This window comes from Ensifer sp. D2-11, from assembly GCF_054161295.1.
The window spans coordinates 1,479,017-1,502,471 of record NZ_CP096434.1 but is presented as its reverse complement, the minus strand read 5'-3'; the positions used below and the strand labels follow the sequence as shown (position 1 = coordinate 1,502,471).

Below are 23,455 nucleotides of genomic sequence, written 5' to 3'. Positions count from 1 at the left end.
AGGGGGAACCGGTTTTCCGTGGGGAAGTGCATGGATTCAAAGTGTTGGAGCGCTTCTTTTCTGTGAGATCTAACGGACGATTTCGGGCGTTTCGGCCCGGGCGGACTGCTGCTCGGCCGATTGCTGTTCGCCCGCCTGCAGTCTCACCTTCAGATCCTCGGCCATGAACTGTGTGCCTGCGGCAACAACGAGGTCGCCGGCACCAAGGCCGTCGACGACGCGCACACCGTTGTCGGCGAAATCGGCGAGCTTGATCGGGCGCGCATGGACCGTCGAGAAGTCACGATCAACGATCCAGACGATATTCCGGCCATCCTTCTTCGACAGCGCGCTCAGGGGTATGGAAACGAGCGGCGCCGAGCTTGCTGCAGCCGCCTCGATCGTCGCTGTCATGCCGAGAAGCACGCGCTCGTCGTTCGGCAGGCTGACGCGTACGGAAAAGGTGCGCGAGCGTTGGTCGGCACTGCCGGAGACTTCGCGCACATGCCCCTCGAGCACAAGCATGTCGTTCGACCAGAAGCGCGCCCGGACCGGTTTGCCGGGCTTGAATTCGGCAATATCCATTTCCGGCACTGCGATTTCGACTTCCTTCTCGCCGTCGACTGCGACGGTCACGACGGGTGTTCCGGTGCCGACGACCTGGCCGATATCGGCGTTTACGGCCGTGACGATCCCGTTCTGATCGGCATTGAGGTCCGTATAGTTTACCTGGTTCTTCGCCTGGCTCAGCGACGAGGCCGCGGCGTCTCGCGTCGAGACCGCCTGATCGTAAAGAAGGGTTGCCTGATCGAGTTGAGCCTGGGAGGAGAACGACTTGCTGAAGAGCTGTTCGGCACGGAGTTTCGCAAGCGCCGTCGTCTGCACCTGCTTTTCGGCGGCAAGCAGGTTTGCCTCGGCGCTCGTGACCGCGAGCTGATAGTCGGTGGCGTCGATGCGGGCGAGAATGTCACCCGGCTTGACCCGGTCGCCGATATTGACGAGCCGTTCGGTGATCTTGCCGCCGACGCGGAAACCGAGGTTCATCTCCGTGCGCGCTCTGACCGAGCCGGAATAGTGAAGCTCGCGCGGCTCGCCGGCCGCGGCAATCTCCACGACCTTGACCGGACGTATGGTCTCCTTGGTCTCGACTTTCTCCTCCGAGCAGCCGGAGAGAACGGCGCCGAGCAGGATCGCGGCGAGGAGACGGGCGACGAACGGTCGGTTGAGGGCACTTCCTGAAAACATCGCTCTTACTCTCCTTGGCCGCTCTGCGGCGGCGCGGCGTTTTTGTGCATGGCTTCGCCCCGAAACCGCTCCACACTTTGGTGCGGCATGCCTTATTTCTTCAGCGCCCGGACCGCGAACTCGATCAGTTCCTCGGGGGTCGCGCGGTTTTCCTTGGCGAGACACTGGGCGACGATTTGCGGGTGGCAAAGGGTGACGAGGCTGGCGCCGAAGCATCTGGCGGCGATAGCGGGGTCCAGGTCGGCGAACTCTCCGGCTTCGATCCCCTCGCGGATAATGCCTGCGAGGAGGTCGTCCAGACGGCTGATATGTTTCTCGATGACGTGCCAGTCGCGCTCGATCGCCACGACGACGATTTCATGAGCTTTCTGTTCGTCGAGCATCGTCTCGACGGTGAGCTTGTGCTGCCCCAGCGCATAGCGCCTCAGCCGCTCGGAAGCACTGAGTGGCAGATGCGCGATTTCCAGCGCCTGCTGGTAGCTCGCGCCGAGCATGCGCGAGCAAAGTGCCTGGTGGATTTCCGTCTTCGATGCGAAGAATCGATAGATGTTGGCCGGCGACATATCGAGCTCGCGCGCGATATCGGCGACGTTTGTCTTGGCATAGCCGTAATGGCGGAACAACCGCTCCGCGGCCTCAAGAATACGCGTCACCTTTTCCTGGCGGGCTGCGTCGATGGCGCTGTCTGCGAGATCGCTCATCCTGTCTCCTGATGATGACTGACGAATTTTGAATTTCGTCAGTCGTAATCCGATAATCGTGAGTTGTCAACCGCCGGCTCTTCTGCGGTCGCCAGCAATTGGGCGAACTCCACGAAACCGCTGATATGCTCATTGACTCATCATACCAGTTCCGATATTCGGATCATCAAGATAGCTGCGGAGTTGCAAATGAAATCGATTGCCCTGTTCGGCGCCGGCGGGAAGATGGGCTGCCGCCTGGCCAAGAACCTCAAAGGCTCGCGTTTCGACGTGCGCCATGTCGAAGTGAGCGAGGCGGGTAAGGCGCGGCTGGCCGACGAGCTCGGGCTTCAGGCCGTTGCCGCCGATGAGGCGCTGGATGGTGCCGAGGTGGTCATTCTGGCGGTGCCGGATACGGCGATCGGCAGGGTTGCCTCCGGGATTGTGGATAGACTGAAGCCCGGCACGATGGTCATCGTCCTCGATGCGGCCGCACCCTATGCCGGTCATCTGCCGGAGCGCGGCGATCTTACCTATTTCGTCACCCATCCCTGCCATCCGCCGATCTTCAACGACGAGACGGACCCGGCGGCCAAGCGCGACTTTTTCGGCGGTGTCGCCGCCAAGCAGCACATCGTCTCCGCGCTGATGCAGGGGCCGGAAGAGGCCTATGCGCTCGGCGAGGAGATCGCCAAGATCATCTGGGCGCCGGTAATGCGCTCGCACCGGGTGACGGTCGAACAGATTGCGCTACTGGAGCCCGGCCTCTCCGAAACGGTCTGCGCCTCGCTGCTGGTCGTCATGCGCGAGGCCATGGAGGAATGTGTCAAGCGCGGGGTGCCTAAAGAGGCAGCCCGCGACTTCCTGCTCGGCCACATGAACGTGCTCGGCGCAGTGATCTTCGAAGAGACGCCCGGCGTCTTCTCCGACGCCTGCAACAAGGCCATCGAATTCGGCAAGCCGATGCTAATGCGCGAGGACTGGAAACGCGTCTTCGAGCCGCAGGAGATCGCCGACAGCATCCGCCGCATCACCTGATCGCGCGAACGGAATACCGGAGCCTGTGAGGACAGCTCCGACGTTTTTTCAACCTGGGAGGAAAAGCAGATGAAACTGACACGCAGAATGACCATCGCCGCTTTCGCGGCGGTATTGACGGCGAGCTCCGCCATTCCGGCCTACGCGGCCGATCTCATCGCCATCATCACGCCGTCGCACGACAACCCCTTCTTCAAGGCTGAAGCAGTGGGTGCCGAGGCCAAGGCGAAGGAGCTCGGCTACGAAACGCTGGTCCTCGTGCATGACGACGATGCCAACAAGCAATCGCAGCTGATCGACACCGCGATCGGCCGCGGCGCCAAGGCGATTATTCTCGACAATGCCGGCTCTGAAGCCTCCATCGCGGCCGTCCAGAAGGCGAAGGATGCGGGCGTGCCGTCCTTCCTGATCGACCGTGAGATCAACGCGACCGGGGTCGCCGTCTCGCAGATCGTCTCCAACAACTATCAGGGCGCGCAGCTCGGTGCCGAGGAATTCGTGAAGCTGATGGGCGAATCCGGCAATTATGTCGAGCTGCTCGGCCGCGAAGCCGATCTCAATGCCGGCATCCGTTCGAAGGGCTACCACGACGTCATCGACGAATATCCGGAGATGAAGATGGTGGCGCAGCAGTCGGCGAACTGGAGCCAGACCGAGGGCTACAGCAAGATGGAGACGATCCTTCAGGCGAACCCCGACATCAAGGGCGTTATCTCCGGCAACGACACGATGGCCATGGGCGCGATCGCCGCATTACAGGCGGCCGGCCGCAAGGACGTGATCGTTGTCGGCTTCGACGGCTCGAACGACGTTCGCGACTCCATCAAGTCCGGCGGCATCAAGGCCACCGTTCTGCAGCCGGCTTACGCCCAGGCGCAGATGGCAGTGCAGCAGGCGCACGAATACATCACCACCGGCAAGGCGCCGGCGGAAGAAAAGCAGCTCATGGACTGCGTGCTGATCAACAGCGAAAACGCCGACCAGCTCGAGACCTTCGCGCTGGCCGATTGATTGGTTTCAAGGAGTTGGAGCGGGAGCGGACGAAAACCGTCCGCACCCGCTAAGCCGCTGAATCTACGCATCGTGCTTTCCGAAAATCGATTCCGCTTTTCGGGCCGATGCGCTCGGCACGCGGCCGATCCGCTGCGGGCCTGTCCTGTCATGGAGTGAATTTCGATGCCGAAGTTTAAGGTCGCGGCCGCGCTTGTGGTTGCGGGCGTGATAGCACTCTCGGGCTGCAAGATCATCAAGACGCCGACTGCCGAGGAGGCCGCGGAGGCTGCCTCCGGCGGCTTCAATCCCAATCGCATGGTCGCCGAGATCTGGGACGCCAAAGTGCTTCCCTATCTCGACAGGAAGGCCGGTCCGTTCGCCGAGGTGGCGGCTCTCGCCGAGAGCGATCCGCAGGCAGCGGGTGCCAAATACGGCCACAAGGAAAAGCAGGGAAGTGCCCCCTGGACTTTTGCGGCGCGTCTCTCCGGCACCATCGTTAAGGCCGAGACGAAGTCGCGTTCGGCCTATGTGGAGGTCGACGCGAACGGCGACGGCAAGGCGGATGCGCGCGTGCAGATCGGTCCGGCGATCCGCGGCACGGCGATCCGCGACAGCCTCGACTTCGTCAACTTCAACGAATTCAAGAACCAGATCGAATGGGCGCAGTTCGGCAAGGCCTTCAACACGCATGTCAACGGACTGGTGCTGGAGAAGCTATCCCGCGACGGGCTTGTCGGCAAGAAACTCGACGCTGTCGGCGCCTATCCGCTGCCCGCCAAGGGCCAATTGCCGCTGTTCGTTCCGGCTCAGCTGACGGTGGGCGGATGATCATGCACCCAGCTGACGACGACAGTTGCGTCCTGCGCCTCGAAGACGTGACGAAGGTCTATTCGGGTATCGTTGCGGTGCGCCATGCGAACCTTTCGCTCCGGCGCGGCGCCGTGAATGTGCTCGTCGGCGAAAACGGTGCCGGCAAGTCGACCCTGATGCGGATCATCGCCGGCGTCGAGAAGCCGTCACTCGGCCGCATCCTGCTCGACGGCCAGGAGGTGGAGTTCCATTCGCCGGCCGACGCGCAGCGCCACGGCATCGGCATGGTCTTCCAGGAGCTCAATCTGTTCGGCAACCTCTCGGTTGCCGAGAACATCTTTGCGACTCGGGAGCTGACCCGGGGCATTCGCGGCATCGATCATCGCGCGCAGGTCGAGAGGGCCACCGGGTTCCTCGACAGGCTCGATGCCGGTATCGATGCCGAGACGCTCGTCGAGAACCTGCCGATCGGCCAGCAGCAGCTGGTGGAGATCGCCAAGGCGATCTCGCTCGATACCCGCATCCTTATTCTCGACGAGCCGACATCGGCCCTTTCGGCGGCGGAGGTGGATGTCCTTTTCAAGGTCATCCGCGAACTGAAGGCGCAAGGGGTGGCGATCGTCTACATTTCTCACCGGCTCGAAGAGCTGATGCGGATCGGCGACTACATCACCGTGCTCAGGGATGGACAGATCACCGGCCACGCCATGGTCAAGGACATCGATACCAGATGGATCGTCCGGTCGATGATCGGCTCGGACGCGAAGGACTTCGCCAAATCGGTCGACCACCGCCTCGGGGAGGAGGCGTTCCGCGCCGAGGAGATCTGCCTGCCGCGCCGGACCGGCGGGCTCGCGGTCGACCATGTCTCGATCTCGGTACGTGCGGGCGAGGTGTTGGGTATCTACGGGCTGATGGGGGCCGGCCGCAGCGAATTTTTCGAATGCGTCATGGGTCAGCACCCGCATTCCTCGGGGCGGGTCTTCGTCGGCGGGACAGAGGTCGACGCCAGCGATACCTCCGGAAGGATCAGCGCAGGATTGGCGCTCATACCGGAAGATCGCCAGCGCGAGGGCCTCGTCCAGGCGCTTTCGATCGCCAGCAACCTGACGCTTGCGAGCCTCGACCGTTTCGTCCGCTTCGGCTTCCATATTGTCGGCGCGCGGGAGCAAGCCTCGATCGCGGCGGCCATCCGCGATCTTTCCATCAAGGCGCCCAACCCTGACTTCGAGGTGACCTCGATGTCCGGCGGCAACCAGCAGAAGGTCGTCATCGGCAAGGCCCTGATGACGAAACCGAAGGTGCTGCTTATGGACGAACCCAGCCGCGGCATAGATGTCGGCGCCAAGGCGGATGTCTTCCGCACCATGCGCCGGCTTGCCGGCGAGGGGCTCGCCATCCTCTTTTCCACCTCCGACCTGGAAGAGGTCATGGCGCTCTCCGACCGCATCGCCGTCATGAGCAACGGACGGCTGGTCACGGTCATCGACCGCGTTGACGCGACGGAAGAGATGATCGTGAAGGCTTCGGCCGAGGGTCATAAAACGACAAGGGAACACGCCTGATGACGACGGCAACGACGACCACCAACGCAACCGACGCGACGAGCGGCTCGGTGCTGCTCACATTGATGAAGCTCAGGACGTTCATCGCCCTCTTCGCGGTTATCGCCTTCTTCTCGATCTTCGCGCCGAACTTTCTTTCGACCGCCAATCTGATCCTGATGTCGAAGCATGTGGCGCTCAACGCCTTCCTCGCCATGGGCATGACCTTCGTCATCATCACCGGCGGCATCGATCTTTCCGTCGGTTCGATCGTCGGGCTCTGCGGCATGGTAGCCGGCGGGCTCATCCTCAACGGCATCGATCTCCAGTTCGGCTACACGGTCTATTTCAACATCGTCGAGGTCTGCCTCATCACGCTCGCCGTCGGGATCGTCATCGGCGCGGTCAACGGGCTCCTGATCACCAAGCTCAACGTCGCACCCTTCATCGCTACCCTCGGCACGCTTTATGTTGCGCGTGGCTTTGCGCTGCTTTCATCGGGCGGCCAGACCTTCCCCAACCTCGTCGGCAAGCCGGAACTCGCGACGACGGGCTTTGCCTTCCTCGGTTCCGGCCGGCTTCTCGGCCTGCCAGTTTCGATCTGGATCCTCATCGTCGTGGCGCTCGCCGCCGCGTACGTGGCCAGGTACACGCCAATCGGCCGGCATATCTTCGCCGTCGGCGGCAACGAGCGTGCCGCCCGCATGTCCGGCATCCGGGTCGACCGGGTGAAGGTGTTCGTCTACATGTTCTCCGGCTTCTGCGCGGCCATAGTCGGACTGGTCATCTCGTCGGAACTCATGGCCTCGCACCCGGCGACGGGCAATTCCTTCGAGCTCAATGCCATTGCCGCAGCGGTTCTCGGAGGCACGTCGATGTCCGGCGGCCGCGGGACGATCGGCGGCACCATCATCGGCGCCTTCGTTATCGGCATTCTTTCCGACGGTCTCGTGATGATGGGCATCTCGTCCTTCTGGCAGATGGTCATCAAGGGAATCGTGATCATCGTCGCCGTCGTGGTGGATCAGGCGCAACGCCGGCTGCAGCAACAGGTCACTCTGATGCAGCTTGCGAAAAAGGGGTAACCGGCATGACAGATCTCAAAGGTGCGCTGATCGGCTGCGGGTTCTTCGCAGTCAACCAGATGCATGGCTGGCGTGACGCGGAAGGGGCGCGCATCGTTGCCATCTGCGATCGCGATCCCGAGAGGCTGAAGGCCGTCGGCAACGCGTTCGGCATTCAGCGGCGCTACACCTCGGCCGAGGACCTTTTTGCCGATGGCGGTTTCGATTTCGTCGACATCGCCACGACCGTCGGAAGTCACCGGGCGCTGGTGGAAATGGCCGCACGACACGGGGTCGCGACGATCTGTCAGAAGCCGATCGCGCCCACCATGGAGGACGCCAAGGCAATGGTGTCGGCTTGCGCGAAATCAGGCGTGGCGTTCATGGTTCACGAGAATTTCCGCTGGCAGTCGCCGATACGGGCGGTAAAGGCGGCGATCGACAGCGGCGCGATCGGCGAGGTGTTCTGGGGGCGGGTAAGCTTCCGATCGGGTTACGACGTCTTTTCCGGCCAGCCCTATCTCGCCACGGGCAAGCGCTTCATCATCGAGGATCTCGGCATTCATGCGCTCGATATCGCGCGCTACATCTTCGGCGATGCGACGGCTGTGACCGCGCGCACGCGCCGGGTGAATCCGGCGATCGCCGGCGAGGATGTCGCGACGATGCTCCTGGACCATGACGGGGGGATCACATCGATCGTCGACTGCAGCTACGCGACCAAGCTGCCGATCGAGCCCTTTCCCGAGACCCTCATGGAGGTGGACGGGAGCAAGGGCACCTTGCGGCTGACGCAGGGCTATCACCTTGCCGTTCACTCGAAGGGCTCTACGAAGCTGACGAATGTGGAACCGCCCGTCCTTTCCTGGGCGTCGCCTCCCTGGCACAACATCCAGGAGAGCGTCGCGCTGATCCAGCAGCATTGGATCGCAGCCTTGCGTGCCGGACGCGAGCCGGATACCTCCGGCCGCGACAATCTCGAGACCTTCGCCCTGGTGGAGGCCTCCTATCTGAGCGCGGCGGAAGGGCGGACCGTTTCACTCGCGGAGGTTCTCGGATGACGATGTCCCGTTCCTTTCTCCTCTTCGGCACCGACGAGAAGGAGCCGGAGGCGCGCAGGATCGAGGCAGGCCGCTTGAGTGCCGATTTCGTTAACGGCAATCTGCGCAAGATCCGTTTTGCCGGCAAGGAGGTGCTCAGGGCCATCTCCTTTCTCGTCCGGGACCGGGATTGGGGCACCTGCGAGGCCGAAATCGCCGATCTGACGGTCGAAGAGGGGCAAGCCGGGACGATCGTTCGCTACTCTGCCCGATTCCAATCGCCGAACGGGGTTCTTCTCGTTTGCAGCGCAACCATTGACCTGAAGCCCCACCGCCTCGTCTTCGGCGCGCGCTTCACGCCGGATCGCGATTTCGAAACGGCGCGCGCCGGCTTCGCTGTCCTGCATCCGATCGTCGGCCTGGCCGGGCGGTCGGTCCAGGTCGAGCATGGGGACGCCACGGTCGAACGATCGGTCTTCCCGGACCTCATCGAGCCCTGGCAGCCGTTCAAGGACATCGCGGCGATCACCCACGAAGTTTCGCCCGGCGTCAAGGCCGAGTGCCGCTTCGCCGGCGACGTGTTCGAGATGGAGGATCAGCGGAACTGGACCGACGGCTCCTACAAGACCTACGTGCGCCCGCTGGAACTGCCCTGGCCCTATCTGCTGAAGGTCGGAGAGACGGTGCAGCAGAGCGTTACGCTCTCGATCCGCACGGCGGGGGAGGCGCTTGGGTCGGAAGAGCGAGGGCAGGAAAATATCCGTGTCTCGCTCAGGCACGGCGCAGGGAGATTGCCTCAGATCGGCATCGGCCTGCGGCCCGACGCTGCAGGCGAAGAGCTGCACAATGCGGGGCTTCTCAAGCAGGTGGGCGCACGGCATCTCGTCTGTCATTTCGATCCGGACGCCGGTCACGGTGTGACAGACCTTCGGCACTTCCGAGGCATGGCCGACGCGTCCGGCTGCTCGGTGACGCTCGAATGTTTCGTTCCATGCAGGCTGCCCCTCGATGAGGAACTCGGCGAAATCGCGCAGCTGGTGCGCCAGAGCGGCCTCGACCTCGCGAGCCTGGCCGTCTCTCCCTCGGTCGACCGGCAGTCGACCCCGCCCGGTAGCGTCTGGCCGGAATGCCCGCCGCTCGAAGACATTTATGCGGCCGCTCGGAAGGCGTTTCCGGACGTGCCGCTCGGCGGCGGCATGTTCAGCTATTTCACCGAGCTCAACCGTAAGCGGGTGCCTGCCGAAGGACTTTCCTACGTCACCCACTGCACCAACCCGATCGTCCATGCGGCCGACGACACGAGCGTGATGCAGACCTTCGAGGCGTTGCGGGACGTAACCCGGTCCGTCCGCGCGATCTATGGCGCGAAGCCCTATCGCATCGGTCCCTCCACGATCGCCATGCGCCAGAACCCCTATGGAAGCGCGACGAAGGACAATCCGTTCGGCAAGCGGATCGCCATGGCGGCGAGGGACCCCCGACATAACGCTCTCTTCGGCGCGGCCTGGACGCTTGCCTATGCGGCGACGGTTGCGGATGCGGAGCCCGAGCTATTGACGCTTTCAACGCTTGCCGGACCCTTCGGGCTGATCGCCGGCACCGGGGAGCCCGTCGACGCCGGTCGGACGAGACCGCTGTATCATGTTCTGAACTGGCTCGCCCAGCTGTCGGACAGCATGCGGATCGCGGTCGAAACATCCGCGCCCGAATGCGTTGCCGGCCTTGGTTCCGCGTGGAATGGAGCGACCACCCTGTTGCTTGCCAATCTCACACCCGATCTGCAGCGGGTGATGCTCCCCGAGGCCGGCGCGCGTAGCCTTACGCTTCTCGACGAGACCTGGTTGCGCGATGGCGCGAAAGTGCCGGCGGCAAAAGCGCACCAAAGCGACAGTCTCGCCTTGCCCGCTTATGCGGCTGCCCGCATCTATATGCTGTGATTCACGCCAGTCGGATGAAGGCTTCAGCGCGAAAGCGCGAGGGCGACGACTCCTGAGACTCCATCCACGCGCCCTCCTGTGGTATCCTCTCTGCTTGCGCTTCCTCCTGGGGGGTAAGAAAATGGAAGCCCTTGCAGCCCTGGCGCGAAACTGCATTGTCACGATATTGTGCGGTTGCGCGCTCTTCGCACCTTCGCTTGCTGTCGAGGAGGCCGACGATGTCGCGACTGGGACGCGGCTTGCCGAGTTGTTGCGTGCCGCCCGAAACGTCCTTTCGAATTACCAGTCGCTCATCAATGATCCGGCCATCGGAGACAAGAAACTCGACGGCGAGCGTTTCACAGCCGAAGCGATCGCACTCTATGGCGAGCGCACCGGCCATCCGTTGATCTCGAGTGATCTCGGCGATCGCGATCGCAAGCTTCTGCAGGCGCAGGTCGAGGCGATGCGGGAAGTCGTGAATGAAGAGCAGGACGACATAAACCGTCCCGGGATCGGGTTCAAGGGTTTCGTCCCGGCCATTTTCGCGCGCCTGATGAACGAGAAATTCGCCGTCAAGGCGGGCAATGAGGCGCTGGTCCGCGTTACGGCGCCGGAGGTTCTGGTGCGCAACCGCAAGTCGCTTCCCGATGCCTGGGAGGCCCGGGTCATCAACGAGGTCTTCTCAGATCCGCAGAGGCCGAAGGGTGAACTCTATACGGAAGTGACGCAGGTGAACGGCCGCCCGGCTTTCCGGATGCTGCTGCCGGAATATTACACGGAGTCCTGCCTTTCCTGTCACGGTTCGCCGAAGGGTGAAATCGACGTCACCGGCTATCCGAAGGAAGGCGGCAAGGCCGGCGATCTGGGCGGTGCGATCAGCATCGTCCTGTTCAAATGAGTGCGCTCGGGCATGAGCTCCGGTCGACACAGGCCGCCCGGCTCGCGAAAAGGCTCGACAGCCGAATCACCGATCTGCCGATCTCTGCCCGCGTGGCCGCGCTCACAGCGGCCGGCCTGATCAGCCTTGTCCTTTCATCCCTGTTTCTCACGCAGGCGCTTTATCGCAGTGCCGAGCGAATGGCCGAAACCAGGGAACTTTTCGATCGGGCGGCATCGGCAGCATCGGCCCATGTGGCATTCGGCGATCTCAGATATTGGTTGACCGATCTCTCCGTCAGTCTGCTGATGAACTCCCAGCGCAACGCCGATGAGGCCCGCGACCGGTTGCAGGAGCAGTTGGCGGGCCTTGCAAAGCACGCGCCCGAGGCGGTGGAGGCAATTCGTACGGAAGTCGATGCCTATGTCGAAACGGCTCTGCAGGCAGCCGACAGCTACACCCAGGACAACCGCATCGTCGGTAACGCCTTGCTGGCAAAGGCGCGCACCCACAGCGGCAAGGTCGACGCGGATCTCAACAGGCTCGTGGAACAGGTAAAGGCCGAGGCGGAAGCGGCCCGCAACGAGGTTGTCGTGCAAACCGAAAAGACAGCCACGACCGCGGCCATCCTGGTGGGCGGCGTGGTGTTGATCGGTTCGCTGCTCACGCTTCTCGTCCTGCGCTCGATCGTCGGCCCGCTGCGCCGCCTCAATCGCGTCATCGGCGACTTGACGGAGGGACGTTACGACGTCGATATCCCCGAAGAGGGCGGCGATGAATTGGGAGCAATGGCAAGGACGCTTTCGCTTTTCCGGGAAAGCGCGATCGAAAAGAAAAAACTCGAAGATGAAGCGGAGCGGCAGCGCCGGACGATCGCAGCCGCGCTCGAGGTGATATCGGATGGCTTCGTCCTCTATGACTCCGAGGACAAGATCCTGGTCGCCAACAGCAAATATTGCGAAATCTTCCCGAGCCACAAGCCGAATACGCTTCGCGGCAGGAGCTTCCGCGAAATCGTGGAGCAGAACCTGGCGATGGGCCAGGTGGATCTCGAAGGCAAGTCGCCGCAAGAGTGGGTCGACGAGCGCGTAAGGCTTCATCGGGACCCTGCCGGCCTCGTCGACGAGAAGCGGTTCGGCGACAAATGGGTCCGCATCAGCAAACGCAAGATTCCGGACGGCGGAACGGTCGCCGTCTACACCGACATCACCGAGCTCAAGCAGCGGCAGGTCGAACTCGAGCGCGCGAAGAGCCACGCGGAGTCGGCAAACGAGGCCAAGAGCCAGTTCCTCGCCTCCATGAGCCACGAGTTGCGAACGCCCCTCAACGCGATCATCGGCTACAGCGAGATGCTGATAGAGGAGGCACGCGATCATGAGGATGAGGAGCTTGTCCCGGACCTCGACAAGATAGCGTCCGCGGGTCGCCATCTTCTTTCGCTCATCAACGACATCCTCGACCTGTCGAAGATCGAGGCGAACAAGATGGAGGTTTTCCTCGAAACCTTCAGCGTTGCCGACTTGCTCCGAGACGTTGCCGCGACAGTCGCGCCGTTGATGGCCAGGAACGGAAACGAGTTCACGCAGGACTTCGAGGCCGATCTCGGCGAGATGCATTCCGACCAGACCAAGCTGCGCCAGAACCTTTTCAACCTGCTCAGCAATGCGGCCAAGTTCACGAATGGCGGGCGGGTGACCCTGAGGGTCCGGCGGGAGCAAAGAGCGGACCGCGAATGGCTTGTGTTCCAGGTCTCCGACACCGGCATAGGCATGTCACCGGAGCAGCAGGAACGACTTTTCAATGCCTTCACCCAGGCCGATGCCTCCACCACCCGAAACTACGGCGGCACGGGCCTGGGCTTGAGCATCACGCGCAGCTTCTGCCGCATGATAGGCGGCGTCGTCACCGTCGAAAGCGAAGTCGGCAAGGGTTCCATGTTCACCATGGAGGTGCCGGCGCAGTGCGAGAGAGATGTCGACGGACCGCCGGCCGAACCCGTACCGCAGGTTGGGTCGGGCCGCACCGCACTCATCATCGATGACGAGCCGGCTGCCCGCAGCCTCATTGCAAAGGCGCTGGCAGAAGCGGGCCTCGCTTCGATCGAGGCATCGAACGGGCAGGAAGGATTGGCTGCCGCACGCAAGCATCGGCCAGACGCGATCATTCTCGACATCATCATGCCGCATCAGGACGGCTGGTCGGTCCTGCGCGCCCTGAAGAACGATCCCGAATTATGCACGATCCCGGTGATCCTGGCGACGATCCTGGCGGATCGCGAGCTGGGTCTTTCGCTCGGCGCGGTCGAATATCTGACGAAGCCGATCGATACCGACAAGCTAGTCCGAACGATCGAGACATTCGGGGGCGGCAAGCACGACGTTCTTGTCGTCGACGACGACCAGGCCTCCCGCGAGTTCCTCCGGCGCATTCTGGTCAAGAGAAAGTGGACCGTACACGAAGCGGGTGACGGCATCCGCGGACTGGAAATGATGAAGCGGATTCTGCCGCGTCTCGTCCTGCTCGACCTTCTGATGCCGGAAATGGATGGATTCCAGACGCTCAGCGAAATGCAGAGGATTCCGGAGCTGCAGAACATTCCGGTGGTGGTGGTCACTTCGAAGGACCTCTCCGCAAGCGAGCTGAACTGGTTGCGCGACCGGGCGGTCGCTGTCGTGAACAAGGGCGCAAACAGCCGCTCCCAGCTGGTCGCGGCACTCGAACGTCAGATCGGATCGGGCGCTTCGGTCGGCAAAGCCCTCGCGGACGGCTGAGCATAGGCAGGAGGAGGGCCGCAAATGACGAGAATCCTTCTGGTGGAAGACAATGAAATGAACCGCGACATGCTTTCGCGGCGGCTGTCCCGTCGGGGCTTCGACGTGCTGATTGCTGAAAACGGAAAGGCCGGCGTCGAACTTGCCGAATCGCAAAAGCCGGACCTGATCCTCATGGATATGAGCCTGCCGGTGATGGACGGCTGGGAAGCGACACGACGGATCAAGGCCAATCCGCTGACATCCGGAATACCGGTCATCGCCCTGACGGCGCATGCAATGGCAAGCGACCGGGAGATGGCGCTTGAAGCCGGCTGCGACGATTACGACAGCAAGCCCGTCGACTTGCCCCAGCTCGTTCGCAAGATCGAGCAGCTGCTCGCGATATAGGTGGGAAGATGACCACCGGCAACGACTTCCAGCACCAGGCGATCGCCGCTCACGTGGCCCAGCGATTGGCCGGCCCGGCGCGGGCAATCCTGGGTTTCCAGGAACTGCTGGTCGAGCAGGCGCGGGATCTTGGTTTGATCCACATAAAGAGCGATCTCGACCGGATCGGTGCTGCAGCAAGGCAACTGAACGGCTTTATCGATCGCCTTCTCGAGGGCACGGCCTGCGCTCTGGAAGAAGGAGAAGCAGAGGCGGAGGCAAGACTCCGCCACGATCTGCGCACGCCGCTCAACGCCATCATAGGCTATTCCGAAATGATCCTCGAAGAGGCAAGCGATGCGCCGGAGCATGCGTTGAAGGAGGACCTCCATGTGATACTGTCGGCGGCGGCAGAGCTCCTGAGGCAGGTCGATGCCATCGCCAGTCTTTCGCGCGGGGAAACGGTCGAGATGCTTCAACCGGGGGAACGCGCCGAAATCGACGCGGCAGGGCTCGAGCGCCTTCTGTTCAAGGCGCAAGAGGTTGCATGGCCGGAAAAAGGCGGCACGATCCTCGTCGTCGACGACGTGGCCAGCAATCGTGATCTCCTGTCCCGGCGGCTGCGACGCGAAGGTCACCGCGTGGTCACTGCCGAATCCGGAGTGTCCGCGCTGGCGAAATTGGCCGAAGAAGAGTTCGACCTCATCCTGCTCGACATTCTGATGCCGGATATGAACGGCATCGAGATGCTGTCGCGATTGAAGTCCGAGGAGCGATGGCAGCACGTCCCCGTCATCATGATATCGGGCTTGAGTGATGTCACGGCGGTAGCCCGCTGCATCGAGGCCGGCGCCGACGACTATCTGACGAAGCCTTTCAATCCGATACTTCTGCGCGCACGGATCAATTCCACGCTCGAGAAGAAGCGCTGGCTCGACCGGGAGCACCGCTACGTCCAGCAGATAAAAACGGAAAAGCTGCGGGCGGATTCACTCATTCGCGCGATCCTGCCCGACCAGATCGTTGCGCGGCTGCAGGATGGCGAAGAGATCATCGCCGACCGCTTCGAAGAGGTCTCCATTCTATTTGCTGACATCGTCGGCTTTTCGCCCATTGCCGCAAGGTTGACTGCGTCCGATCTGGTCAGGCGCCTGGACGGAATGTTCAGGAAGTTCGATCTGCTGACCGAGCAGCACCGTGTCGAGAAGATCAAGACCATAGGAGACGCCTATATGGCCGCCTGCGGGATCCCGGAGCCTGCACCGGATCATGCCGACCGGGTCGTGGCTCTCGGAAAATCCATGCTTCGATCCTTGCAGGAAACGGAAGCCGGGCCCGATCGTTTTCGGGTTCGGATCGGAATCCATACGGGGCCCGTCGTCGCCGGGCTGATCGGCCGGCTCCGTTTCGTCTACGACGTATGGGGAGAAACGGTGAACATAGCGAGCCGGCTCGAATCCCAGGGGGTCGCCGACGTAATACAGATCTCCGAGGCAACCAGGCGCGCGCTGCGCGGTCCGTGGACGCTCGAGCGCCGTTGCGCCCTGGAACTGCGAGGCATCGGCGCGGTGGAGACCTATCTTGTTCAATGACGCCCCCCTGCGGCGGATCTCCTGGCATCCCGGCTCTTCGACGCACGGTCAGCCTTTATTCCGCCCGTTTCTTCATTCTCTGTTAAGGAATACATTCCTCTGAGGAGATGGTGCTCATGGCCCTCGGCGCATCCCAACGTTTGCATGACGGCGTTGCGGCCGTGGAAACCATGACGCGTTTTGCACTTGCGGTGCTGGCGCTTGCCTCGGGCGTCTATACCTATCTCGGCGTCCGCAGCCTTCTCGACGGCTCCCCGACGTCGGTCTTCTTCGCGGCGATCATCTACTCGGCCTCGGTTTCCGTCGGGATCTACGCCTTCTGGTCCTATATGGCCCGCTTCTATCCGCATGTGACCACCCATACGGGCCGGGCCGCGATGCTGGGCGTGATGGCTTTGGGTGCGGCCATGATCATCGCCATGTCGAGCTGGCTCAATGCGGCGGCGCTGGCAGGTTCCGCCGCGCTCGAACAGCATCTTGCGGAAACGGTGGAGGATTATACCGCCGACCTCGACCAGGCGCATCAGAACGCGCTTGCGGCGCAGAGCCTGCTGCCCGACATCCAGCGCGCATCCGAACGCTTCGCACAGCTTGCCGCCTCGGAGCGGCAATCGGGAGCGCTCACCGGCACGACGGGGTCCGGAAGCGTGGTGCAGCTTCTGTCGCAAATGTCGGCGCAGATGAAGGATCTGGAGAATGGCATAAACGCCTCCCGCGAACAGGTGACGATGCTTTTCAACCAAGGACAGAAGCGGCTCGAGACGATGCGGACGCTGGTCTCCGCGCCGGGTGCGGTCGCACCACGTGCCGATCAGTTCTCCTCGGAAGTGGTGGCGCTCACAGGCGTCATAACGTCGCTCGGACAGACTTCGATCGCGCCTTCGATCCGCCGCGCCGCAGACGACCTGTCGCTCGGCTTCATCGCACCCGTGGCCGACGGCGGGCATGCCGATCTCGTCAATCGCCAGGACCAGGTGATGGAGACTGTGCGAGCCTCGGTGGCAGCGCAATCCAAGGTTCTCTCCGAAGCGGCTGACGAAATACTGGCGCGTGCGCCGGTGGCGGAGCGGCGTTTCGTTCCGCTTTCATCCGCTGAGGCGGTACTGCGCTATGCGACCGATTTCATTCCCGCCTGGGCGGGCGCCATTTCCATCGACCTGCTGCCGGGCGTGCTGGTCTTCATTCTGGCCGCGGTTCACAGCGCAATCCGCAAGCAGGAGGAGAAGCTGCCCTTTGCCGAGCGCATCACGGCGGCCGAGCTTCTGCAGGCCTTGGAAGTGCAGCGCGCCGTGACGGCGAACGGCGGGCAACTCGGCGACATAGTCGCTCAGGCCGAAGCGGACGAGCTGAACAACATCACCAGCCTCGACCCGAGGACGCGTGCAAAGGATCGGTCGCATGAGGATCGATGAAGCGTTCAAGGCGCTGGTCCGGATCGACGACGGTGTGCTGATGCGCGGCGCCTTCTTCGCGATGCTGGCGGCCGCGGGGGTCTTCCTGGTTATCGACATGCGCGAGATCGCGGCGATGAACGACGGACTGCCCGGTTTCGATCCGATGCTCGAGGATCGGCCGGTTCTGCCTCCGGCAGTGACCGAGGCTGCGCCCAACGGTCCGCCGGTCCAACCCGGAAGCTCCGACGAAATACTGCGCCAGCCGATGAAGTTCGATCTCCGATCCGGCGGCGTCCTGCTCGCCGAGGGCACGATCGACCTCGGCGCCGGTTCGCGCTTCGCCGAGGAGATCGAAGCGCGCGGCGAATATGTAAGGACCGTGGCCTTCAACTCGCCGGGCGGTTCGGTGGACGATGCGCTCGCGATGTCGAAACTGATCCGCGAGAAGAAGCTCGATACCAAAGTGGCAGCAAAGGCGCTCTGCGCGTCTTCCTGTCCGATCGTTTTTGCCGGGGGCGTGGCGCGTGTGGCGGAAAAGGACGCGCTGATCGGCGTGCACCAGGTTTTCAGCGGCGGCGAGGAACGGCCGACACCGGCACAAGCCATGTCCTTCGCACAATCCACCACGGCCAGAGTCGCCCGCCATCTCGATACGATGGGCGTCGGCCCCGGCCTCTGGATCAACGCTCTCGAAACACCGCCGGACCGGCTCTATTACCTGACTGAAAAGGAGATGGTTGATTTTCATCTGACCACGGAGCCGGTCGCGACAGCCAAGACGAAGGGCTAGAGTGTTTCAATGTTTCACAGAAACAATGAAATACTCTAAGACTTTCAAACTGCGCACTTCCGGACGGAAAACCGTTACACACTTTTCCTGGAAGTGCTCTGGTCTTAGTCTAAGCCTCTCACGCCTTCGTAGGTCTCAGTCACCCTCATCGGGTATGTTGAGCAGATGACCGCAGGCCTTGCAGTGGACGGCATCGGTGTCGTGCCTCTGCAAGCCGCATTGAGGGCAGGGAAAATTGACCTTGTAGGGCCTGACGACGGCCTGGGCGAGCCTGACGAAGAGCGATATGCCGACGATCATCGTGAGGACGGAGGTGAGCTTGCCGAGCGTGCCCGGCAGGGTAATGTCCCCAAAGCCTGTCGTGGTGATGGTGGCCACCGTAAAATAGAGCGCATCGACGAAACCCTCGCCGCCCTCCCGGTGATAGAAGAACGTGGTGTAGACGAAGCCGGTGACGGCGAAGAGAAACACGAGAAAGTTCAGACAGGCACGGACGACGTCCTGCAGATGCAACCAGCCCGCGCGGCGGAGCCCCTCCAGCAGCAGCGGACTTTTGCCGATCGCCCAGATTCGTATCACCCTAAGGAATGCGAAGTTGAACAGCAGATCGGGGAAGAGAAGTGTGCCGAGAATGACCAGATCGACCCAGGTCATCGGCCGCCGGAGGAAACGCTCGATCGAAGGCGCGGCAAACGCTCTCGCGATGAGCTCGCAGCCGATCCATGCGGCGATGATGTAGTCGATGATGAGATATGACGGACCCGCTCTCAGATAGGGCCCGAGGATGAAAAAGGCGAGGATGCTGAGGTCGATGACCGCAAGCAGCGCCTGCCAGCGCAGCGCCCACGGATCCCGCCCGCGTTCCAATCTCTGAAGCGCCAGCCTTGTCGAACTTAACTTCGAATGCGCACGCGGCTGGTCAGTCGTATCCATGAAGTTGAAATAGGGGACGCCGAATCCCGGGTCAAGGAGCAGCCCTTGGCTGTTCAAGAACCTGGCGAATTCAAAGTCGCAGCCGCGGCGTTGAGGCAGCAATTCCAAATTCCAGCGTCGGAGCGAGTGTCAGACCCCCGCAAGCTTCCTCAGGTCGTCGACTGCGCCGGGCGCGGCGGCAAGGACGATCGAGCCCCGGGTCAAACTCTCTCCCTTAGTGGGGAAGGGCAGGTACCAGCCGCCCGCTTCCCGGACGAGGCAATAGCCGGCGAGGCAATCCCAGGCGTGCATGTAGGGTTCGTAATAGCCCACCAGACGGCCGGCGGCGACATAGGCGAGCATGAGTGCGCCGGAACCGTTGCGCATGAAGGTGCCGCCGGCCTCCAGCAGGTTTTCGACCATCTGTCCGACGAAGGCCGGCTTGACATAGTTGTTGGCGCCGAGCCCGGTCACGTGGTTGCGAATGGTGCGCGAGCCGTCGAGGGTGAGGGCCTTGCCGTTCAACCGTGCACCGAGGCCGAGTGCTGCCGCGTAGAGTTCACCGTGGCATGGTGCGGCGATGACCCCCACCACCGGTACGCCGGCATGAACGAGGGCGATGGAGACGCACCAGTTGGGCATGCCGTTGACGAATGGGCTCGTGCCGTCGATCGGATCGACCGCCCATGTGAAGCCGGAGCGGCCGGGTACGAGACCATACTCTTCGCCGAGCACGCCATCTTCCGGGTACGCCTCCGCGATTCGATCGCGGATGAGATTTTCGACTTCGCGGTCGGCGATGGAAACCAGGTCCTGCGGGTCGCGCTTCGTTTCGATGATCAGCGTTTCGCGGCGAGCGAAAAAATCGAGCGCCATTGCGCCCGCCTCTCGCCCGATGGTTTCGGCCAATGCCAGGCGGGCTTCGAGCCCGGGGACGACGTGAGATGTCATTAGGAAATCCTTGGTTGCAAATTGCCGGGGCTAACCGTTGATGAGGGCAATGCCGCGCTCCTTGAAGGCGACTGCCACATTCGTTTGGGGCGCAAGTGCCCGCTCCACCGCCGGGTCGACCACGAAGAGCGTCCCGGCTGCCGTCTTGACTTCGTATTCCACATGATCGCCGAGATAGGCCGTATGGGTGATCTCGCCTGAAAAACTGCCGACTGCGGACGGCTCCAGCGTGATCGCGTTCGGGCGCACCGCGAGCTTCGCCGGTCCCGGCCGCATTCCGCGGCCGCTCACGCGATGCGTCAGCCGTTCCACGCGGATCGTGGCCTCGTGACCGTCGACGTCGATCACATCGCAGGCAACGACATTGGCTTCACCCATGAAGTCGGCGATGAAGGCGGAGGCCGGCGTTTCGTAGAGTTCGCGCGGGGCGCCCTCCTGCGCTATGTTCCCGTCCTTCATCACGATGATGTGGTCGGAGACGGCAAGGGCTTCGTCCTGATCGTGCGTGACATAGACAGCGGTGAAACCGAGCCGCTGCTGCAGTTCACGGATTTCGGTCCGGACGCGGCGCCTCAGCCTTGCATCGAGATTTGAAAGCGGCTCGTCGAGGAGAAGAACCTGAGGCTCCAGCACCAGTGCACGGGCGACCGCGACGCGCTGCTGCTGCCCGCCAGAGAGCTCGGCGGGCAGGCGCTGGCCCATGCCGGGCAGGCCAACCAGGGCAAGCCCTTCCTCGGCTCTTTCGCGCGCTTCCTTGCGCCTCATACCTGACGACTCCAGGCCGTAGGCCACGTTGTCGAGGGCGTTCATGTGCGGAAAAAGGGCATAGGACTGGAAAACCATCGAGACGTCGCGCTCGTTCGCGGGCAGCATCGTCACGTCCTTGCCGCCGATCAGGATGCGGCCGGATGTCGGATGTTCGAGGCCGGCGAGCATCCGAAGCGTCGTCGTCTTGCCGCAGCCGGAGGGCCCGAGCAGAGTGACGAGCGTGCCTGGTTCGATGGTCAGCGACAGGTCGGGAATGGCGGTGAAGGCACCGAATTGCTTGCGTATGTTCCGGAAGACGACGGAACCGGGAGCCACGACGGTCATGCGGTTTTCTCCTGGGGAAGGGGAAGGCGCGCGCCGGCAACGGCCTGAACGCGGTTTTCGCGCCGAAGCCTGCGTTCGCCGACGACAAGCTGGAAGCCGGCGATTACAGATATCATCACCACGATCAGCATGGAGGAATAGGCGATCGCCACGCCGTATTCGCCGTTCTCGACCAGCCCGACGATATAGGCCGTCGCCATGTTGTACTCGGCGCTGACCAGGAAGATGACGGCGCTGATCGAAGTGATCGCGCGCACAAAGGAATAGACGAGGGCGGCCGTGATCGCCGGCCGCAAAAGCGGCAGAATGACCTTGCGGATGGTGCGGAAGCTGTCGGCTCTGAGCGTCAGAGATGCCTCGTCGAGGCTTCGGTCGAGCTGGCTCATCGCCGCCACCCCGCCGCGCACGCCGACGGGCATGTTGCGGAAGACGAAACAGGCAACGAGGATCAGAGCGGTGCCGGTCATTTCGAGCGGCGGCAGGTTGAAGGCCATGATGTAGCTGATGCCGATGACCGTCCCCGGAATGGCGAAGCTCATCATCAGGGCGAACTCGAAGAGTTCGCGGCCGGCGAACCTCTGGCGGACGATCAGATAGGCGGTAAGGAGCCCGACGGCTGCCGTGAGCGGTGCCGATATCAGGGCGATCTCCATCGTCGTCCAGAACGAGTTCCAGGCAACACCCGTCCAGGCGATGCCGCCGTCGCGGATTTCGACGGAGAAAGCCTTGATGTAATGGGCGAGCGTCAACGAGTTGTCCAGGCCCCAGGTCTTCACGAAGCCGCCGACGAGGATCATGCCGTAAACGACCAAGGTGAAGAGCGCCCATGGGATTACCAGGGCATGGACGGCGATCGAAACCGTGCGGGGCAGGGCGGCGTGGGCGCCGCTGTCGCCCTTGCCGGTGACCGTCGCAAAGTTCTTTCCCGAAAGCCAAAAGCGCTGCGCCAGAAAGGCGGTGAGCGTGAAACACAGGAGAATGATGGCGAGCACGGCGGCGCGGGAGGGGTCGTTCTGCGAGCCGACGACGGCGAAGAAGATTTCCGTCGAAAGCACGCCATGGCTGCCGCCCAGCACCAGGGGATTTCCGAAATCGGCCATGCTTTCTATGAAGCCGATGAGGAATGCATTGGCGAGCCCCGGCTTCATCAGCGGCAGCGAGATGCGCCAGAAGGTGCGCCAGCGGTCTGCCCCCAGCGTCTGAGAGGCCTCCTCCATCGACGGGCTGACGCCCTCGACGACGCCGATCAGCACAAGGAAGGAGATGGGCGTAAAGGACAGAACCTGCGCAATCCAGATGCCTGTGAGGCCATAGAGCCAACGGCCGGGCTCGACGCCGATCAGCGTGGACAGGGCTTCGGTGATGACGCCGGAACGACCGAAGAGCAGGGTGAGCGCAAGGCCGACCACGAAGGGCGGCGTGATGATCGGCAGCACCGTCAACAGCCTGAGGCTCCGTTTGTAACGGAAGCCGGTACGGGTCGCGACCAGTGCGAAGGCGAGGCCGAGGATGGTCGAGCCGCCCGCCGTCATCACCGCCAGCCAGAAAGTCCGCCAGGCGATCCCGCAGCGCCCGCCGCCGATGACGCAGTCGAGGCTCCAGATCGACGGATCCACGATATTACGGGTGAAGCCTTCCGGATTGAAGGAGCCGTCGAAATCCTGGAAGGCGCCGACCAGCATGCTCCCGACTGGATAGAAGACGAAGACGGTGACGAGAAAGACAAGCAGCGAGATGGCCGAGACGACGAAAGCGTCGCCCTTCATCACGCCGCGTTCGGCCAGCCCGAAGGCGAAAAGGAGGACGAAGACGAGCGCCGCAAGCACAGCTCCCGCTCCCATGGAGGGCTGGCCCTCCGCAAGCGCGCCGAACAGCGCTTCGCTGATCGTCCAGTTCCAGCCGGAAAAGCCGATAGCGAGACCCTGAAGGGCAAGGACGACGATACCGCCGGCGCCTGCCCAGCCAAGAAGGCTTCCTCGCCGCGCCGGATCGCCGATGAAGCGGGCAGCGGCGGCGACCATCATGGCCAGAGCCGGAAGCATCAGCCACCATTTGTCAAAGGAAGCGATCTGAACGAGACCCGGCGCTGCGGCCGGTTCTTCCGGAAAGGCGGAAAGCCAGCCGAAGCCGAAGAAACCGCCGTCGATCCTGTACCAGGGAAGGAGCGCTAAGGCGGCAAGCCCGAGAGCCAGCGCGATATCCAGTCTGCGGTTATGAGTTTTCATGGATAGGCTTGTCCGTGCCGCCGTGTCACGATGAATCGTTCCGAATACAACCGAGATCGCTGCCGTTGGATAAGAGCGCGATGCGACCGGAACAGCTCACCTAGCCGAGATTGTCGGAGTCGAGCCGGCGGTTTCCCGACGGCTCGACTCCGTTCGAAAGGCGCGTTGCG

The 23,455-nt window shown here is 62.7% G+C and carries 19 protein-coding genes; 13 read left to right on the top strand and 6 right to left on the bottom strand.

Going from position 1 to position 23,455, the window contains the following annotated elements:
- Positions 1–69 precede the first annotated feature (69 nt).
- Together M1D34_RS24115 and M1D34_RS24110 are read right to left on the bottom strand one after the other, a co-directional pair.
- Positions 70–1,224 carry an efflux RND transporter periplasmic adaptor subunit gene (locus M1D34_RS24115; protein ID WP_498782702.1) on the bottom strand — a complete coding sequence of 385 codons (1,155 nt, stop codon included), beginning with the start codon at positions 1,222–1,224 and terminating at the stop codon, positions 70–72.
- A 92-nt stretch (positions 1,225–1,316) separates the two neighbouring features.
- Positions 1,317–1,925 (bottom strand): TetR/AcrR family transcriptional regulator, encoded by a 609-nt coding sequence (locus M1D34_RS24110; RefSeq protein ID WP_498782700.1) that lies wholly within the window; start codon positions 1,923–1,925, stop codon positions 1,317–1,319.
- Between the two features lie 189 nt (positions 1,926–2,114).
- Here M1D34_RS24110 and M1D34_RS24105 point away from each other — a divergent pair, with 189 nt between their 5' ends.
- The 13 genes from M1D34_RS24105 (at position 2,115) to M1D34_RS24045 (ending at position 18,105) form a co-directional block, all read left to right on the top strand.
- A complete protein-coding gene (locus tag M1D34_RS24105; protein WP_498782698.1) occupies positions 2,115–2,942 on the top strand; it encodes a phosphogluconate dehydrogenase C-terminal domain-containing protein in 828 nt (275 codons plus the stop codon).
- 69 nt (positions 2,943–3,011) lie between these two features.
- Positions 3,012–3,953 carry a D-ribose ABC transporter substrate-binding protein gene (locus M1D34_RS24100; RefSeq protein ID WP_498782696.1) on the top strand — a complete coding sequence of 314 codons (942 nt, stop codon included), beginning with the start codon at positions 3,012–3,014 and terminating at the stop codon, positions 3,951–3,953.
- A gap of 165 nt (positions 3,954–4,118) precedes the next feature.
- Complete coding sequence (locus tag M1D34_RS24095; RefSeq protein WP_498782694.1) at positions 4,119–4,763, top strand: DUF2291 family protein; 645 nt, start codon at positions 4,119–4,121, stop codon at positions 4,761–4,763.
- Complete coding sequence (locus tag M1D34_RS24090) at positions 4,760–6,310, top strand: sugar ABC transporter ATP-binding protein (RefSeq protein ID WP_498782693.1); 1,551 nt, start codon at positions 4,760–4,762, stop codon at positions 6,308–6,310. Before M1D34_RS24095 ends, M1D34_RS24090 begins: the two co-directional genes overlap by 4 nt.
- On the top strand, positions 6,310–7,374 hold the full coding sequence (locus M1D34_RS24085) for an ABC transporter permease (protein ID WP_498782691.1): 1,065 nt from the start codon (positions 6,310–6,312) through the stop codon (positions 7,372–7,374). The genes M1D34_RS24090 and M1D34_RS24085 overlap by 1 nt, the downstream gene beginning before the upstream one ends.
- Before the next feature lie 5 nt (positions 7,375–7,379).
- Positions 7,380–8,414 (top strand): Gfo/Idh/MocA family protein, encoded by a 1,035-nt coding sequence (locus M1D34_RS24080; protein ID WP_498782689.1) that lies wholly within the window; start codon positions 7,380–7,382, stop codon positions 8,412–8,414.
- Positions 8,411–10,330, top strand: coding sequence for a D-apionate lactonase (apnL, locus tag M1D34_RS24075; protein ID WP_498782687.1), 1,920 nt, complete (start codon positions 8,411–8,413; stop codon positions 10,328–10,330). Before M1D34_RS24080 ends, apnL begins: the two co-directional genes overlap by 4 nt.
- A gap of 121 nt (positions 10,331–10,451) precedes the next feature.
- On the top strand, positions 10,452–11,210 hold the full coding sequence (locus M1D34_RS24070; RefSeq protein WP_498782685.1) for a Tll0287-like domain-containing protein: 759 nt from the start codon (positions 10,452–10,454) through the stop codon (positions 11,208–11,210).
- Positions 11,207–13,960, top strand: a complete 2,754-nt coding sequence (locus M1D34_RS24065) for an ATP-binding response regulator (RefSeq protein ID WP_498782683.1) — start codon at positions 11,207–11,209, stop codon at positions 13,958–13,960. Before M1D34_RS24070 ends, M1D34_RS24065 begins: the two co-directional genes overlap by 4 nt.
- A gap of 24 nt (positions 13,961–13,984) precedes the next feature.
- Positions 13,985–14,350, top strand: a complete 366-nt coding sequence (locus tag M1D34_RS24060) for a response regulator (RefSeq protein ID WP_498782681.1) — start codon at positions 13,985–13,987, stop codon at positions 14,348–14,350.
- Positions 14,351–14,358: 8 nt separating this feature from the next.
- Entirely contained in the window at positions 14,359–15,921 is a 1,563-nt protein-coding gene (locus M1D34_RS24055) for an adenylate/guanylate cyclase domain-containing protein (protein ID WP_498782679.1), read from the top strand.
- Positions 15,922–16,037: 116 nt separating this feature from the next.
- Positions 16,038–17,333: a hypothetical protein gene (locus M1D34_RS24050; protein WP_498782677.1), complete on the top strand. Its 1,296-nt coding sequence runs from the start codon at positions 16,038–16,040 to the stop codon at positions 17,331–17,333.
- Entirely contained in the window at positions 17,320–18,105 is a 786-nt protein-coding gene (locus tag M1D34_RS24045; RefSeq protein ID WP_498782675.1) for a COG3904 family protein, read from the top strand. Before M1D34_RS24050 ends, M1D34_RS24045 begins: the two co-directional genes overlap by 14 nt.
- A gap of 135 nt (positions 18,106–18,240) precedes the next feature.
- On the opposite strand, the gene M1D34_RS24040 is transcribed toward M1D34_RS24045, so the two are convergent.
- The 4 genes from M1D34_RS24040 to M1D34_RS24025 form a co-directional block, all read right to left on the bottom strand.
- Positions 18,241–19,038, bottom strand: coding sequence for a potassium channel family protein (locus M1D34_RS24040; RefSeq protein WP_498784373.1), 798 nt, complete (start codon positions 19,036–19,038; stop codon positions 18,241–18,243).
- 129 nt (positions 19,039–19,167) lie between these two features.
- Entirely contained in the window at positions 19,168–19,968 is an 801-nt protein-coding gene (locus M1D34_RS24035) for an inositol monophosphatase family protein (RefSeq protein ID WP_498782673.1), read from the bottom strand.
- A gap of 30 nt (positions 19,969–19,998) precedes the next feature.
- Entirely contained in the window at positions 19,999–21,060 is a 1,062-nt protein-coding gene (locus M1D34_RS24030) for an ABC transporter ATP-binding protein (protein WP_498782672.1), read from the bottom strand.
- Positions 21,057–23,285 carry an ABC transporter permease gene (locus M1D34_RS24025; protein WP_498782670.1) on the bottom strand — a complete coding sequence of 743 codons (2,229 nt, stop codon included), beginning with the start codon at positions 23,283–23,285 and terminating at the stop codon, positions 21,057–21,059. Before M1D34_RS24025 ends, M1D34_RS24030 begins: the two co-directional genes overlap by 4 nt.
- Between the last annotated feature and the right edge of the window lie 170 nt (positions 23,286–23,455).

Bases quoted from the DNA above. Each gene is read 5' to 3' on its own strand.
- M1D34_RS24115 (WP_498782702.1), bottom strand. From the start codon at position 1,224: ATGTTTTCAGGAAGTGCCCTCAACCGACCGTTCGTCGCCCGTCTCCTC.
- M1D34_RS24110 (WP_498782700.1), bottom strand. From the start codon at position 1,925: ATGAGCGATCTCGCAGACAGCGCCATCGACGCAGCCCGCCAGGAAAAG.
- M1D34_RS24105 (WP_498782698.1), top strand. From the start codon at position 2,115: ATGAAATCGATTGCCCTGTTCGGCGCCGGCGGGAAGATGGGCTGCCGC.
- M1D34_RS24100 (WP_498782696.1), top strand. From the start codon at position 3,012: ATGAAACTGACACGCAGAATGACCATCGCCGCTTTCGCGGCGGTATTG.
- M1D34_RS24095 (WP_498782694.1), top strand. From the start codon at position 4,119: ATGCCGAAGTTTAAGGTCGCGGCCGCGCTTGTGGTTGCGGGCGTGATA.
- M1D34_RS24090 (WP_498782693.1), top strand. From the start codon at position 4,760: ATGATCATGCACCCAGCTGACGACGACAGTTGCGTCCTGCGCCTCGAA.
- M1D34_RS24085 (WP_498782691.1), top strand. From the start codon at position 6,310: ATGACGACGGCAACGACGACCACCAACGCAACCGACGCGACGAGCGGC.
- M1D34_RS24080 (WP_498782689.1), top strand. From the start codon at position 7,380: ATGACAGATCTCAAAGGTGCGCTGATCGGCTGCGGGTTCTTCGCAGTC.
- apnL (WP_498782687.1), top strand. From the start codon at position 8,411: ATGACGATGTCCCGTTCCTTTCTCCTCTTCGGCACCGACGAGAAGGAG.
- M1D34_RS24070 (WP_498782685.1), top strand. From the start codon at position 10,452: ATGGAAGCCCTTGCAGCCCTGGCGCGAAACTGCATTGTCACGATATTG.
- M1D34_RS24065 (WP_498782683.1), top strand. From the start codon at position 11,207: ATGAGTGCGCTCGGGCATGAGCTCCGGTCGACACAGGCCGCCCGGCTC.
- M1D34_RS24060 (WP_498782681.1), top strand. From the start codon at position 13,985: ATGACGAGAATCCTTCTGGTGGAAGACAATGAAATGAACCGCGACATG.
- M1D34_RS24055 (WP_498782679.1), top strand. From the start codon at position 14,359: ATGACCACCGGCAACGACTTCCAGCACCAGGCGATCGCCGCTCACGTG.
- M1D34_RS24050 (WP_498782677.1), top strand. From the start codon at position 16,038: ATGGCCCTCGGCGCATCCCAACGTTTGCATGACGGCGTTGCGGCCGTG.
- M1D34_RS24045 (WP_498782675.1), top strand. From the start codon at position 17,320: ATGAGGATCGATGAAGCGTTCAAGGCGCTGGTCCGGATCGACGACGGT.
- M1D34_RS24040 (WP_498784373.1), bottom strand. From the start codon at position 19,038: ATGGATACGACTGACCAGCCGCGTGCGCATTCGAAGTTAAGTTCGACA.
- M1D34_RS24035 (WP_498782673.1), bottom strand. From the start codon at position 19,968: ATGACATCTCACGTCGTCCCCGGGCTCGAAGCCCGCCTGGCATTGGCC.
- M1D34_RS24030 (WP_498782672.1), bottom strand. From the start codon at position 21,060: ATGACCGTCGTGGCTCCCGGTTCCGTCGTCTTCCGGAACATACGCAAG.
- M1D34_RS24025 (WP_498782670.1), bottom strand. From the start codon at position 23,285: ATGAAAACTCATAACCGCAGACTGGATATCGCGCTGGCTCTCGGGCTT.